Genomic DNA, 11,962 nt, shown 5'->3' with positions numbered 1-11,962 from the left:
CATGTTGGACCCCCGCCCCGCCGCCGCCTTTGCGGTGTTCACCGAAATCGGCATCATCAACCAGCTGGCGACGCGCAGCTTCGAACAGCTGCTGCCGTCCGGCCTGAGCTTGCCGCAGTTCGCCGTGCTCGATCACCTGATGCGCCTCGACGGCGACTGGTCCCCCGCGCGGCTGGCGAACGCGTTCCAGGTGCCGCGCCCGACGATGACCAACACGCTGCAACGCCTCCACGCCGCCGGGCTGGTCGACTATGCCCCCGACCCGCGCGACCGCCGCGGCAAGCTGGTGGTCATCACCAAAAAGGGCCGCGTGGTGCGCGATCGCAGCCGTGCGGCGGTCGAACCCATGCTGAAGCAGATCGGCAAGGCGCTGCCGGCGAGCCTGTTCGGGACGTTGCTCAGCGAATTGATCAAGCTGCGCGAGTGGCTCGACGCAGCACGCGACTGATTTTTCCGGCCTTGAAGCCCCCGCCGGTCACCGCGTAGAATTCCATACGGAAACCGACAACGCGAGGCTTGGATGTCGATGCCGAATTCGCCCACACCGGCCATTCTGACGGAGCGCTTCGTCGCGTTTCCCTATGAAGTTGGCTACGTCCGCGGCGCCAACAAGGAGCGGTATTTCTATCTCGCGATCGCCAACCCGCATCCCGTCGACTTGCCGGTACTGGTGCGGCTGGTCAACTGGACGGGCGACGAGTTGGTCAGTCCAGCCTCCTACAATAACGCCTATGAATTTACCGGACCTTGGCCATTTCGCTATACGCTGCATCCGGGCCAGTCGGTGCTGCTCAAGCCCGTAGTCCCGAACACCGAGATGATGGGCTGGGTCGACATCTGGAGCAGCGCCAAGCCGCTGCTGCACGCGTGGACGACTATGGCCATGTTTGGTGCCACTTTGGATATTGCGGCGGTCGAACGTGATATTCCCATTCGCAACATGAACGTGTCTGCCATGGAACCGTCGCCGTCTATCCCGACCACACCCGGGTCACCACCGCCGGCGCGTTCTGGCCCTGCGCCAACGCCCGGGTCGCCGCCACCGGCCGGGACCAGCAGTGATCCCGCACAACCGGGTGGGCCGGGCAGCTTCCCGCCCTATTCGCCCAAGGCGGGCACTGACAAGCGCGCTAAATAGGCGCCTAGCCCCGCGATTTCCGCCGGGTTATCCCAGCAACGCCCCGAACGAGTCGATGTCGATGACCTGCGCACAGGCACCGCGTGCCATGGCGAGAAACATCGCGTCGCCTCGCTCGGTGCGGGCGGTGGCGGCCGAGGCGAAGATGGCAGTCGACACGCCCTGGAACGCGGTGACGCGGTAGTCGTGCCACAGCGCGTCCCAGCCATAATCGCGGACGCCGTAGCGGCGCAGTTCTTCGAGGTAGAGGCCGAGCAGGTCGCGTTCGTGCTGGCGGCGTTCGTCGCGGGTTATACCGGCGCCGAGGAAGTAGGAGATGTCGAGCATCCCCGCCGTCACCGAAACCGATTGCCAGTCGAGCACCGCCAGCGGCACGCTGCCGCCGCGCGCGTCGAACAGCATGTTGTCGAGCCGGAAATCGACATGGCCGAGCGTCAGCGGTGCATAGTCGCGCCCGAGGAACGCCAGCGCATTGGCGGCGTAGCGGTCGGCGACGGCCATGAACTCGGGCTCGAGGATGTCGTCGTAGCGCCGGTGGAACTCGGCGATAAATCCCGGCATGCCGTCGACGACGGCGCTTCCTGTGCCGGCGCGGCTGGCGATCCACGGGATGTCGCGCAACCCCGCCTCGCCCCAGCGCGGGCCGTGCAGCGCGGCGCCCTGGATCATCGCCTGCTCGGCATCGGCGAGCGAGCAGCCGGTCAGCTGGTTGCCCTGCCGTGCCGGGCCGAGGTCTTCGAGGATGACCGCGAAGTCGCCGGTCGCCGGGTTGATATCGGCGTAGTAGCAATGCGGCGCGCGTACCGCGACGGTCGCGGCGATTTCCTGATAGAAGCGCACTTCGGTCTGATAGAGGCCGAAATCGATGCCGGTGGCGCGGCTGACGGCATCGCGCGCCGGGAACTTGCCGACCACCGACGCCGGCGCGCCGTCTTCGTCGCGGTCATAGCGCAGGTCGAAACGGATGCTGTCGCCGAGCATGCCGGCGCCGACGTTCTTCCAGGTCAGGTCGGTGACGCGCGCCGATTGCAGCGCGCCCGACCGGCGCAGCACATCGGTCAGCCACGCCGGATCGACGGTTTCGGAGGTCGAGCGCAGGTCGCCGGATGCAATCAAGCGGCAGTCGCCGGCGCGACGAGTTCATGGACATAGACCTCATTGAGCGCGATTCTATCGCCGCGCAGGATGACGAGGTCGAAGCCGCGTAGGATGGGCACGTCGCTGGCGGCATCCACGGCGCAATACCAGCGGCCGCAATAGCCACCGGCCATCGGCCAGGTCTCGTCGGGTGTATAGGTCATCGGCGGCGTCGCGCCGAACAGCCCGGTCAGATAGGCGCGCAACGCGGCATGGCCGGTGATGCCGGCAGCGGTCTGCGGGTCGCGGTAGACGCAATCTTCGGTGTAAAAGGTCAGCAGGCGCTCGACATCCTTCGCCGACCATGCGGCGAGCCAATCGGCGTTGAAGGCTTCGATGTCCATCTCAGGCTCCCAGCACGCGGGCAACGTGCGCCGCGCCGAAAAATTCGGCCGGCACAGATTCAGGGCCCGCCATCACCGCGAAGCCATACATCCCGATCGTCGGATCGGCGGCGCTGGCTTCGTGATAGCGGCGGCGGCGTTCGCGGGGGCCTTCGCCGAACTCCATGTCGAGCCGGGCCTGCGTGTCGGCGACCATCTGCAGCCGCCGCATGCGCTCGACGCGCTCTTCGGCATAGGGCCGGAAATCGGGTGCCATGCCTGCTGCCGTGGTCTTGAGGATTTCGCTGACCAGCCGCACGTCGCGATGGGTGATCGACAGCCCGAGTCCGATGATCGGATCGTTCCAGCCCGCCGCGTCGCCGATCAGCACCGCGCCCTGGGCATGAGGCGTGGCGACGACGCTGCTGTTGTTGAAATAGGCGTAGAGCGGCCCCGCCGGCGTGCCATCGGCGAGCGCATCGTTGCGCGGTGCCGAGCGCATGCGGAAGGCATCGAGGAAGCGGCGCGCGCCATCGGCCCCGGCAAAGCGCGACTTCTGGTCGAGCGCCCAGCCGCCATAGACGCGCACCTGCGACCCGCTCTGCGGGAACGCCAGGAAGGCGAAATCATCCTCGGTGCCGATCGCCTGCACTGTCGAGTCCCAGCCCTGCACGTCGTCCACAAGCAGCCCGGCGAACCAGTGGTGCGGCTTGTCCTGCACGAGCTTGAGCCCGGCGCGTTCGCGGATTTCCGACTGGCGGCCTTCCGCACCGACAACCAGCGGCGCGCGCGCGACGTGTTCGACGCCGTCCTGCATGAACGTCACCGACGGTGCGGCGCCGAGCGTAACAGCGCGCACGGTGACACCGCGCCGCGCATCGGCACCTGCGACGACTGCCGCATCAAATAGCGCCTGGCTCTGCACCGGGTGACGGATGCACAGCGGCCCGGCAATGCCTTCGGCGAACATGCCGAGCGGCAACGGCGCGGCTTCGGCCGCCGCCGGGTCGCGGGTTTCGTCATAGGTGACATGGCTGGTCAGATGGTGGCCACCGGCAGCGACGAGCGTGTCATAGAGCCCGGTGCGTTTGGTTTCGACGACGCCCCAGGGCGCGATCCATTCGCCGCGCACGCGGTCTTCGAAGACGGTCGACTTTTCAAGCACCAGCACGCTCTTGCCGTCGCGGGCCATGACGGTGGCGAGCGCCGAACCGGCGATGCCGCCGCCGATGATGATCAGGTCGTAGGTCATGCTGCACCTGTCGCAAATTGCGCCCGCAACGCCTTTTTGTCGGGCTTGCCGACGGCAGTCTGCGGGATGGCGTCGATGAATTCAATGCGCTTGGGCGCCTGCACCGAGCCCTTGTGCGTCTTGACCAGCGCGGTGAGGTCAGCCGGGTCGGCCTTGGCGCCGGGACGCAACACGACCGCGGCGCACACCGCTTCGCCCCATTTTTCGTCGGCGATGCCGAACACCGCGACTTGGGCCACGGCGGGGTGCGTGGCGATGACGTTTTCGACTTCGCTGGGGAACACGTTGAAGCCGCCGGTAACGATCATGTCCTTCTTACGGTCGACGATGCGCAGGAAGCCATCGGGATCCTTGACCGCAACGTCGCCGGTGTGCAGCCAGCCCGCCGCCAGTGCCTCGGCATTTTGGTCGGCGCGGTCGAGATAGCCGTCCATGACCAGCGGCCCGCGTACGCAGATTTCGCCGGGCTCACCGTCGGGCACCGGCAGGTTGTCGTCGCCGAGCAGCGCGACATCGACATAGGGCACCGGCCGGCCGCACGAGGCGAGGCGGTTGGGGTTGTTCGCGTCATGCTCCGAACGGCGCATCACGCACACCGTCATCGGCGCTTCGGCCTGGCCGTAGAATTGGTAGAACACCGGCCCGATGCGTTCGAGGCCTTCCTTGAGCCGCACCGGCGACATCAGCGACGCGCCGTAGAAGATCGTCTCAAGGCTCGACAGGTCGTATTTGTCGAAATCGGGATGGTCGAGCAGCGCGTAGATCATTGTCGGCACCAGCATCGTGCAGGTGATCCGGTATTTCTCGATTGCGGCCAACACCGCGCCGGGGTCGAACGCCGGCAGCACGACCATCGTGCCATGCTTGAGCAGCATCGGGCCGAACAGCGAGCCGCCGGCATGGCTCAACGGCACGACCGCGAGGATGCGCGGCTCGATCGGCCATTCCCATTCGCTCATCATGATCTGCAGCGCCGCCGCACCGGTGCGCGGGTTGCCGGGAATCGCCTTGGGCTTGCCCGTCGTGCCGCCCGAGTACGACAGCCGCGTCACCGTGCCCGGATCGAGCACCGGCGCGGTCAACGGCGCGAGGTCGAAGGTATCGGCGAGCGCCAGCAGGTCATCGCCGACTTCACCGGCGCCAAGCGACAGCACGGTCTTGAGCCGGTTGGTGCGGGCGCGCAGTTCGCCGGCTCGCTTGGAAAACTTCGCCGGATCATACAGCAGCACTTCGACACCGGCGTCCTCGATGGCGAACAGATGGTCGTCGGCTGACCCCATTGGGTGCATCGCGACGAGGCAGCCGCCGGCAAAGGCGATGGCGTTGTGGAGCAGCAGCACCTCGACCGAGTTGCCGGCAAGCAGCGCGACGCGCGCGCCGTTGACCACGCCGCGCGCCTGCAGCGCCTGCGTCAAACGGCTGGTCGCGGCCAGCATTTCGCCGCCGGTCCACGCCTTGCCGCCGGCCACTTCGACGATCGGCCGGTCGCGGTCGCGGATCAGCGCGTTGATGATCGGCGACGGGACATAGGTCGAAGGGTGGCGTGCGGCAGTGTCGGTCATGGTGCAGGAACCCCTAATTGCTGTCGCTGCTGCTGAGCAGGCCGGTGAAGCCAAGCGCGGCTTGCGCGATCACCGCATGGTGGATTTCGGTCGAGCCTTCGGCGACCATCTTGGCGCGGGCATCGCGGAAGTAGCGGTTGACCCCGGTCGAATTCATGATGCCGCTGCCGCCCCACATCTGCAGCAATTGGCTGCAGCAATCGAACGCGGTGTCGCCGATATAGGCCTTGCACGCACTCCCCAGTGGCAGTGCCAAAGTGCCTTCGTCGATCTGGCGCGCGGCGTTGTAGAGCATGGCGCGGCAGGCTTCGATCTTCGTCCAGATCTGCGCCAGCCGGTCGGTGATCGGCGACAGCTTCCACATCGGCGCGCCGTAGAGCTGGCGCTCCTTGACCTGCGTGACGGTCAAGTCGAACAGCCCCTCGACGCAGCCGAGCGACGTCGCGGCATGGCCGAGGAAGCTCGCCTGATTGGCGGGCGCATGGTCGGCGTTGCCGGTCAGCAGATCGCCGAGCACGTCATCGGGCGCGATATGCACATTGTTGAAGGCAATCGGCCCGGTGTTGGTGCCGCGCCAGCCGAGCTTTTCCTCATACTTCTGGACCTGAAAGCCTTCGTCCTCGGCTTCGACGATGACGCAGCCATAGCCATCGACACCGTCGCGCTTGGTGCGCGGCATGACGAGGTAGGTCTTCGCCGCGCCCTGCGTGCAGAACAATTTGTGGCCGTCGAGCCGATAGCCGTTGCCGTCGGGGGTCAGCTTGGTCTGGTGATAGGCGATGTTGCCGACACCCGCGGGCTCGGTCTGCGAATAGGCCATCAGCCGCTCGCCGCTCGCCGACTTGGGCAGCAGCCGGGCCTTTTGCTCGGGCGTGCCGAGCACATTGACGGTTTCGGGGCACAGGATCATCTGCACCGACAGCAGCCCGGCAAACGCCGGACTCGCCTTGGCAATTTCCTCGAGCACCACGCACGCCGTCACCAGCCCGGCGCCGATGCCGCCATATTCCTCGGCGATATAGATGCCATAGAAACCCAGTTCGGCGCAGCGCTTGACGACCCAGTCGGGGGTGCTTTCGCTGGCGTCGATTTCGTTGGCGATCGGCATCAGCTCGTTGACCGCGAACTTTGCCGCGACGTCGCGGATCGCCTTCTGGTCGTCGTTGAGGAAGTGCGACATGCGGGTTTCCGTTTCAGCTGGAGGTCAAAGCGTGGAAAGCGTCTCGAGGAAGGCGTCGACGAACGGCGGATAGGCATTGGTGCCGCTGGCGCGGCCGGTGGCGACGGCGGTCGCGAACGTCCGGCTGCCCTCGTCGTCGAACGCCGGCAGCACGTACAAATCATCCGCCGCAATCGCCGCGAACACCTGGTCAGCGAGCGCTTCGGCCGACAGCCCGCCGGCGACGCCGGCCTGCATCAGCGTCTCGAGCGCCTTGAGCACCGGATTGCCGAGCCGTTCGCCGACTTCGCCCTTGAGCGCCGACGGCGTGGTCTTTTCGGGCGACATGATCCCCGATTGCGTCATGCCGGGCATGGCGATGGTGACGCCGATGTTGGGGACTTTCTGTGCGCGCAGGTCGAGCCACAGCGCCTCGGTCAGCGCCAGCACCGCGTGCTTGGTCATCGAATAGGTGGCGAACCCCGGATTGACCGTCAGCCCGGCACCCGATGAAATCGTCACGACATGGCAGGGATCGCCCTGCGCGATCATCCGCGGCACGAAGCTGCGGATGCCACTCGCCACCGAACGCTGGTTGACGCCAATGACCCAGTCATATTCGTCGGCGCTGGTTTCCCAGCTCAGGCTTGAAGCGAAGATGCCGGCGTTGTTGAATAGCAGATTGACCTTGCCGAACTTCGCGACTGCAGCGGCGGCAAGCGCCTCGACTTCGTCGGCTTGCGACACATCGGTCTTGACCGCCAGCACTTCGCCATTCGCGCCGAGCGCCTTGGCGGCCGCCGCCAGTGCGTCCTCGCGAATGTCGGCGATGACCAGCTTGCAGCCGCGTGCCTGTGCGGCTTTAGCGAGTGCCAGCCCGAGCCCGCTGGCGCCGCCGGTGATGACGGCAACGCTGCCCTTGAAGTCCTTCATGGCTCAGACCTTTTCGAGCACGTGGATCGCACACGCGGTGCCCATGCCGGGGCCGCCGCCGACGACATGCGTCAGCCCGATGCGCGCGCCTTCGACCTGGCGCTCGCCGGCCTTGCCGCGAAGGTGCGTCGAGACTTCGTAGATGTTGGCGATCCCGGTGGCGCCGAGCGGGTGGCCCTTCGACAGCAGCCCGCCCGAGACGTTGACCGGCACGCGGCCGCCGAGCGCAGTGGTGCCGTCATCGATCAGCTTCCCGGCGTCACCAAAGGCGCATAGCCCGAGGTTTTCGTAATGCACCAGTTCGGCGGTGGCGAAGCAGTCGTGGAGCTCGACGAGGTTGACCTCTTCGGGGCCGATGCCGGCCTGTTCGTAGGCGTTCGCCGCCGCCACGCGCGTCGCGCCGCTGAAATCGGGCATCGCCATCTGGCGGTCCTCGAACGGATTGCTGCTCATTTCGGACGCGCGGATACGCACCGCCCGGTCCATCAAGCCACGTTCGCGAACCTTCTTTTCGGACATCAGCACGGCCGCCGCCGAGCCGTCGACGTTGACCGAGCACATCAGCTTGGTCAGCGGCCAGGCGATCATTTCGGCGCCCATGACTTCCTTAAGCGGCGTCTCGACGCGGTACATCGACTTGGGGTTGAGCGTGCTGTGGTGATGGTTCTTGACCGACACCTGCGCGAATTGCGCGAACGTCGTGCCGTAGCGCTTGCTGTGCTCCATGCCGATATGCGCGAACATGGCCGGCATCGTGTAAGAGCCAACAAGACCTTCGGGCGACACGCCGCCACCGCCGCCGAGCAGGCCCTTGCCCATCTGTTCGACGCCGACCGCGAGCACGGTGTCATAGACGCCGGCCTTGATCGTCATCCAGGCGTCGCGGAACGCGGTGGCACCGGTGGCACAGGCATTGGCGACGTTGGTGACAGGAATGCCGGTCTGGCCGATTTCGGCAAGCATGCGCTGCCCGACCATGCCCGACGCCTGGCCGAGGTTGCCGCAGAACAGCGCCTGCATGTCGCGGATGGTCAGCCCCGCGTCATCGAGCGCCAGCAGCGCGGCTTCGGCGGCGAGGCCCGGCACGGTCTTTTCGGGATAGCGCCCGAAGCGGATCATATCGATCCCGACGATATAGACGTCGCTCATGACTTGGCTCCTTCTGCAGGGACGAAGACAAAGGTCAGATACGGGCGGTCGGCGCCCGCCGGCACCGCTTCCCGAAACTCGACCGTGACCGGCATGCCGAACTGAATCGTCGCGGGGTCGGGATCGACGCCCATCAACGTGCCCTTCAGATGCGCGCCGTCATCGAGATCGACGATGGCATCGATGAACGGCACTTTGACGCCGGGGAAGCTGCGATAGACGACGGTGAAGTCATACAGCTTGCCGGTCTGTGCGAGGTGCACCGGCGCCATTTGGTCGCGCGCGGTGCATTTGGCGCAAGTGGCGCGTGTCCCGACGAAGACTTCGCCGCACGCACCACAGCGCGAGCCGGCAAGATAGGGCGCGCCGTCGCCGGCCTTGACGAACGGCAGGATGGTGTCGGTCATGCGGGTTGCTCCGGGGTGACTTCGGCGACCGCGGCCGCCATCGCGACGTGCAGCGGCAGCACTGCTTCGGGGTTCCACGAAATGCGCTGGCCGACGGTGATGCCGCCATCGACGATCAGATGCGTGCCGGTGACGAACGCCGCATCGTTGCTGGCAAGGTAGAGCACCGCACCGGCAATGTCGTTCGGGTCACCGGCGCGGCGTAGCGGCTGCATTTGGCCCGATGCCTCGACAAGCGCTGCCGCCATCTGGTCGGCGGCGGGCCGGTCGAGCCCAGCGGCAATGCCGAAGATCGGCGTGACGATGACGCCGGGGCACACCGCGTTGACGCGGATGTTGTGCACCGCGAGTTCGGCCGCCGCGAGCTTCGACAGATGGATGACGCCGCCCTTGGCGACGCCGTAAGCGAGGCCCCAGCCGGCTTCGAGCCCGGCGATTGAGGCGATATTGACGACGGCCCCGCCACCGCGCGCGATCATCAGCGGCGCAGCATGCTTCATGCCGAGCATCGGGCCGCGCAGCAGCAGTGCGAAGGTCGAATCCCAGCCTTCGCAGGTCATGTCGAAGACGCCGAGCGGCGTGCCGCCGGTGCCGGCGTTGTTGACCAATATGTCGAGCCCACCGAAGCTGTCGGCAGCGGCCTGCACAGTGGCGGCGATATCGGCTTCCTGCGTGACGTCACAGTGGCGGTAGGCGACCTTGCCCGCAAAGCGGCGTTCAAGCATCGCGCCCTTTTCGTCCTGCATGTCGGCGACGACCACCCGCACGCCTTCGGCGACAAAGCGCTCGACCGTCGCCAGCCCGATCCCCGAACAACCGCCGGTGACCAGCGCGACCTTGCCGTCGAAGCGCCCGCTCACCGGACTTGCCGCGACAGATAGGCGGCTTCGTGGATGGCGTTGCCGTACGAGCGCGGGGTGCGCGCATCGCCGACGACGTGCACGGTGACCGATGCTGTAGCGAGCGCGGTTTCGAGTGCATTATCGGTGCGGCGGCCGGCGCAGATGATGACTGTGTCGGCCTCTGCAGTCTCGCTGCCGTCGGCGGTGCTGAATGTTGCGGTGCCGTTGCCGAGGCCGGTCAGCGTCTTGCCGGGTTCAGTGGCGAGGCCGAAGTGCGCCATCATCCCCATGATCGCCCAGACGCGCGACCCGATATAGTTCGCCGGCGCATAGGCCGGACCGGCATCGACGAGCCGCACGTCATGGCCGCGCAGCTTCAGGTCGAGCGCTAGTTCGGCACCTTCGGCGGCACCGTAAACGATGACGCGCTTGCCGACCGCAGCGGGCGCGTCGCGGCGCATGACTTCGTCGATGCGCACCGCCAGGCCTGCGGCGCGCGCGGCGTCGAGCCCGTCAACGGCGATTTCGACCGGCGCCGCGCCAACGGCGATGACGACGACGTCAGGCGCTTCGGCCATGATTTCGGCGACGCCGGCATTGACGCCGGTGCGCACATCGACACCGCTCTTGGAAATCATCTTGCGGTGATAGGCCGGCTGGTAGCGCAGCATTTCCATGTTGGGCAGCGCCGGATAGTTGCCGGCCCAGTCCATAGCGCCGCCGAGGCTGGCTTCGCGTTCGAACAGCACGACCTTGTGGCCGATTTCATCGGCCGTGAGCGCATATTCCATGCCGCCCGAGCCGCCGCCGACAACGACAATCTTGCGCGGGCGAATGGTCGGCACGATGCGGAATTCATCCTCACGCCCGAACACCGGGTTCTGCGCCGAACCGGCCCAGCCCTTGCCGAAGATGTTGCCCTGCAGCAGCGAAGCGCCGGTGTGCGTCGACAGGCGGATTTCATCCTCGCGGCCCTGGCGCATCTTTTCGGGGAAGTCAGGATCGTCGAGCGACAGGCGGCAGACGCCGGCAAAGTCGGCGCCGGCTTCATCGACCATCGTGCGCAGATGGTCGGGCGTGATGAGGTTCGCCGAGCCGATCAGCGGCATATCGATGCCGCGCTTCTGCAAGGCGGCACGCAGCGTCTGGATGTTCGACTTGTTGATGACCTTCGCCGAATAGAACGACGGGCCGATGAATTCGGTCGAATGCACATCGGCGCGGCGGCTCGGCGCACCGAGCATCGAGCCGAAGGTGCAGTCGAGCACCGCGATGCCGAGCGCGTGCAGGCGCGGCGCATAATGTTCGGCGAAATATTCGATGTCGTAGCCGCCTTCGAGGTTCTCATCGACACACAGCCGAGGCACGATCGGGAAATCCTTGCCGCAAAGTTCCTGCGTGCGCTTGATGATCGCCTCGCACATGTAGAAACGGTCAGCGTATTTGTCGGTGCGGCCCTGGTTCGACAGCAGCGACAGGTTGGTGTGCGGCAGCGAGCCGTGGCAGAAATGGAACGACAGGAAATCGAAGCCTGCTTCCTTGGCGCGACGGCCGGCCTGCGCGAAGCATTCGACGATATCGTCATATTCCTCGGTCGGCACGACGCCGCTCGATGCGTTGCCGATGACATAGGCGTTCGACGGGCCCCAGGCGACAGTACCGGGAATCCAGCCCTTGCCGGGTTCGAGCGGCACGGTGGTGCCGAGTCCCGGAATCAGCCCGCCGTAGAACAGCTGGATACCCGCCAGCGAGCCGTTGTTCTTGATTTCGGCAACGGTGTCGCGGAACTCGATGACATAGTCTTCGTCGTAAAGCCCGAGCATGCGTTCGTTGATCAGCCCGTCGCGGCGCACGCAGGTGGCGCCGACGATGACGGCGCCGTAGCCGCCCGCAGCCAGCGAGCCATAGGCCGCCGCCAGCCGCCGCGTCGCATAGCCTTGCGGGTCGGACATGTTGAGCGTCGTCGGCTCATGGATGATGCGGTTCTTGAAATGCAGGCCCTTGGCGTCGAAGGGCTCGAATAGCTTGCTCGTCATGCGCACTCCCCAATGTCGCCGTGG

The 11,962-nt window shown here is 66.3% G+C and carries 12 protein-coding genes; 2 read left to right on the top strand and 10 right to left on the bottom strand.

Features of this window, described 5'->3' with window-relative positions; translation table 11 throughout:
- The first annotated feature begins 1 nt into the window (after nucleotide 1).
- Together EUV02_RS10210 and EUV02_RS10205 are read left to right on the top strand one after the other, a co-directional pair.
- Nucleotides 2-448: a MarR family winged helix-turn-helix transcriptional regulator gene (locus tag EUV02_RS10210; protein ID WP_135246119.1), complete on the top strand. Its 447-nt coding sequence runs from the start codon at nucleotides 2-4 to the stop codon at nucleotides 446-448.
- A 72-nt stretch (nucleotides 449-520) separates the two neighbouring features.
- Nucleotides 521-1,138, top strand: coding sequence for a hypothetical protein (locus EUV02_RS10205; protein ID WP_135246118.1), 618 nt, complete (start codon nucleotides 521-523; stop codon nucleotides 1,136-1,138).
- A gap of 27 nt (nucleotides 1,139-1,165) precedes the next feature.
- On the opposite strand, the gene EUV02_RS10200 is transcribed toward EUV02_RS10205, so the two are convergent.
- Genes EUV02_RS10200 through EUV02_RS10155 form a run of 10 tightly spaced genes read right to left on the bottom strand, consistent with a single transcriptional unit; the run spans nucleotide 1,166 to nucleotide 11,938 of the window.
- Complete coding sequence (locus EUV02_RS10200; RefSeq protein WP_207790154.1) at nucleotides 1,166-2,254, bottom strand: oxidoreductase family protein; 1,089 nt, start codon at nucleotides 2,252-2,254, stop codon at nucleotides 1,166-1,168.
- Nucleotides 2,251-2,619: a YybH family protein gene (locus tag EUV02_RS10195; RefSeq protein WP_135246117.1), complete on the bottom strand. Its 369-nt coding sequence runs from the start codon at nucleotides 2,617-2,619 to the stop codon at nucleotides 2,251-2,253. The genes EUV02_RS10200 and EUV02_RS10195 overlap by 4 nt, the downstream gene beginning before the upstream one ends.
- Before the next feature lies 1 nt (nucleotide 2,620).
- Nucleotides 2,621-3,850 carry an FAD-dependent oxidoreductase gene (locus EUV02_RS10190; protein WP_135246116.1) on the bottom strand — a complete coding sequence of 410 codons (1,230 nt, stop codon included), beginning with the start codon at nucleotides 3,848-3,850 and terminating at the stop codon, nucleotides 2,621-2,623.
- The gene (locus EUV02_RS10185; RefSeq protein WP_135246115.1) at nucleotides 3,847-5,412 is read right to left on the bottom strand and encodes an AMP-binding protein; all 1,566 of its coding nucleotides are present in this window, start codon (nucleotides 5,410-5,412) and stop codon (nucleotides 3,847-3,849) included. Before EUV02_RS10185 ends, EUV02_RS10190 begins: the two co-directional genes overlap by 4 nt.
- Before the next feature lie 13 nt (nucleotides 5,413-5,425).
- Entirely contained in the window at nucleotides 5,426-6,592 is a 1,167-nt protein-coding gene (locus EUV02_RS10180; protein WP_135246114.1) for an acyl-CoA dehydrogenase family protein, read from the bottom strand.
- Nucleotides 6,593-6,616: 24 nt separating this feature from the next.
- The gene (locus EUV02_RS10175; RefSeq protein WP_135246113.1) at nucleotides 6,617-7,504 is read right to left on the bottom strand and encodes an SDR family NAD(P)-dependent oxidoreductase; all 888 of its coding nucleotides are present in this window, start codon (nucleotides 7,502-7,504) and stop codon (nucleotides 6,617-6,619) included.
- A 3-nt stretch (nucleotides 7,505-7,507) separates the two neighbouring features.
- The gene (locus tag EUV02_RS10170) at nucleotides 7,508-8,653 is read right to left on the bottom strand and encodes a thiolase family protein (protein WP_135246112.1); all 1,146 of its coding nucleotides are present in this window, start codon (nucleotides 8,651-8,653) and stop codon (nucleotides 7,508-7,510) included.
- On the bottom strand, nucleotides 8,650-9,060 hold the full coding sequence (locus EUV02_RS10165; RefSeq protein ID WP_135246111.1) for a Zn-ribbon domain-containing OB-fold protein: 411 nt from the start codon (nucleotides 9,058-9,060) through the stop codon (nucleotides 8,650-8,652). The genes EUV02_RS10170 and EUV02_RS10165 overlap by 4 nt, the downstream gene beginning before the upstream one ends.
- Nucleotides 9,057-9,920 carry an SDR family NAD(P)-dependent oxidoreductase gene (locus EUV02_RS10160; RefSeq protein WP_135246110.1) on the bottom strand — a complete coding sequence of 288 codons (864 nt, stop codon included), beginning with the start codon at nucleotides 9,918-9,920 and terminating at the stop codon, nucleotides 9,057-9,059. Before EUV02_RS10160 ends, EUV02_RS10165 begins: the two co-directional genes overlap by 4 nt.
- Entirely contained in the window at nucleotides 9,917-11,938 is a 2,022-nt protein-coding gene (locus tag EUV02_RS10155) for an oxidoreductase (RefSeq protein WP_135246109.1), read from the bottom strand. The genes EUV02_RS10160 and EUV02_RS10155 overlap by 4 nt, the downstream gene beginning before the upstream one ends.
- Nucleotides 11,939-11,962 lie beyond the last annotated feature (24 nt).

Source organism: Glacieibacterium arshaanense (assembly GCF_004681125.1).
In the GTDB taxonomy this organism is placed as follows: domain Bacteria; phylum Pseudomonadota; class Alphaproteobacteria; order Sphingomonadales; family Sphingomonadaceae; genus Polymorphobacter_A; species Polymorphobacter_A arshaanense.
The sequence above is the reverse complement of the archived record's forward strand: the minus strand, read 5'-3'. Positions and strand labels throughout refer to the sequence as shown.

Bases quoted from the DNA above. Each gene is read 5' to 3' on its own strand.
- EUV02_RS10210 (WP_135246119.1), top strand. From the start codon at position 2: ATGTTGGACCCCCGCCCCGCCGCCGCCTTTGCGGTGTTCACCGAAATC.
- EUV02_RS10205 (WP_135246118.1), top strand. From the start codon at position 521: ATGTCGATGCCGAATTCGCCCACACCGGCCATTCTGACGGAGCGCTTC.
- EUV02_RS10195 (WP_135246117.1), bottom strand. From the start codon at position 2,619: ATGGACATCGAAGCCTTCAACGCCGATTGGCTCGCCGCATGGTCGGCG.
- EUV02_RS10190 (WP_135246116.1), bottom strand. From the start codon at position 3,850: ATGACCTACGACCTGATCATCATCGGCGGCGGCATCGCCGGTTCGGCG.
- EUV02_RS10185 (WP_135246115.1), bottom strand. From the start codon at position 5,412: ATGACCGACACTGCCGCACGCCACCCTTCGACCTATGTCCCGTCGCCG.
- EUV02_RS10180 (WP_135246114.1), bottom strand. From the start codon at position 6,592: ATGTCGCACTTCCTCAACGACGACCAGAAGGCGATCCGCGACGTCGCG.
- EUV02_RS10175 (WP_135246113.1), bottom strand. From the start codon at position 7,504: ATGAAGGACTTCAAGGGCAGCGTTGCCGTCATCACCGGCGGCGCCAGC.
- EUV02_RS10170 (WP_135246112.1), bottom strand. From the start codon at position 8,653: ATGAGCGACGTCTATATCGTCGGGATCGATATGATCCGCTTCGGGCGC.
- EUV02_RS10165 (WP_135246111.1), bottom strand. From the start codon at position 9,060: ATGACCGACACCATCCTGCCGTTCGTCAAGGCCGGCGACGGCGCGCCC.
- EUV02_RS10155 (WP_135246109.1), bottom strand. From the start codon at position 11,938: ATGACGAGCAAGCTATTCGAGCCCTTCGACGCCAAGGGCCTGCATTTC.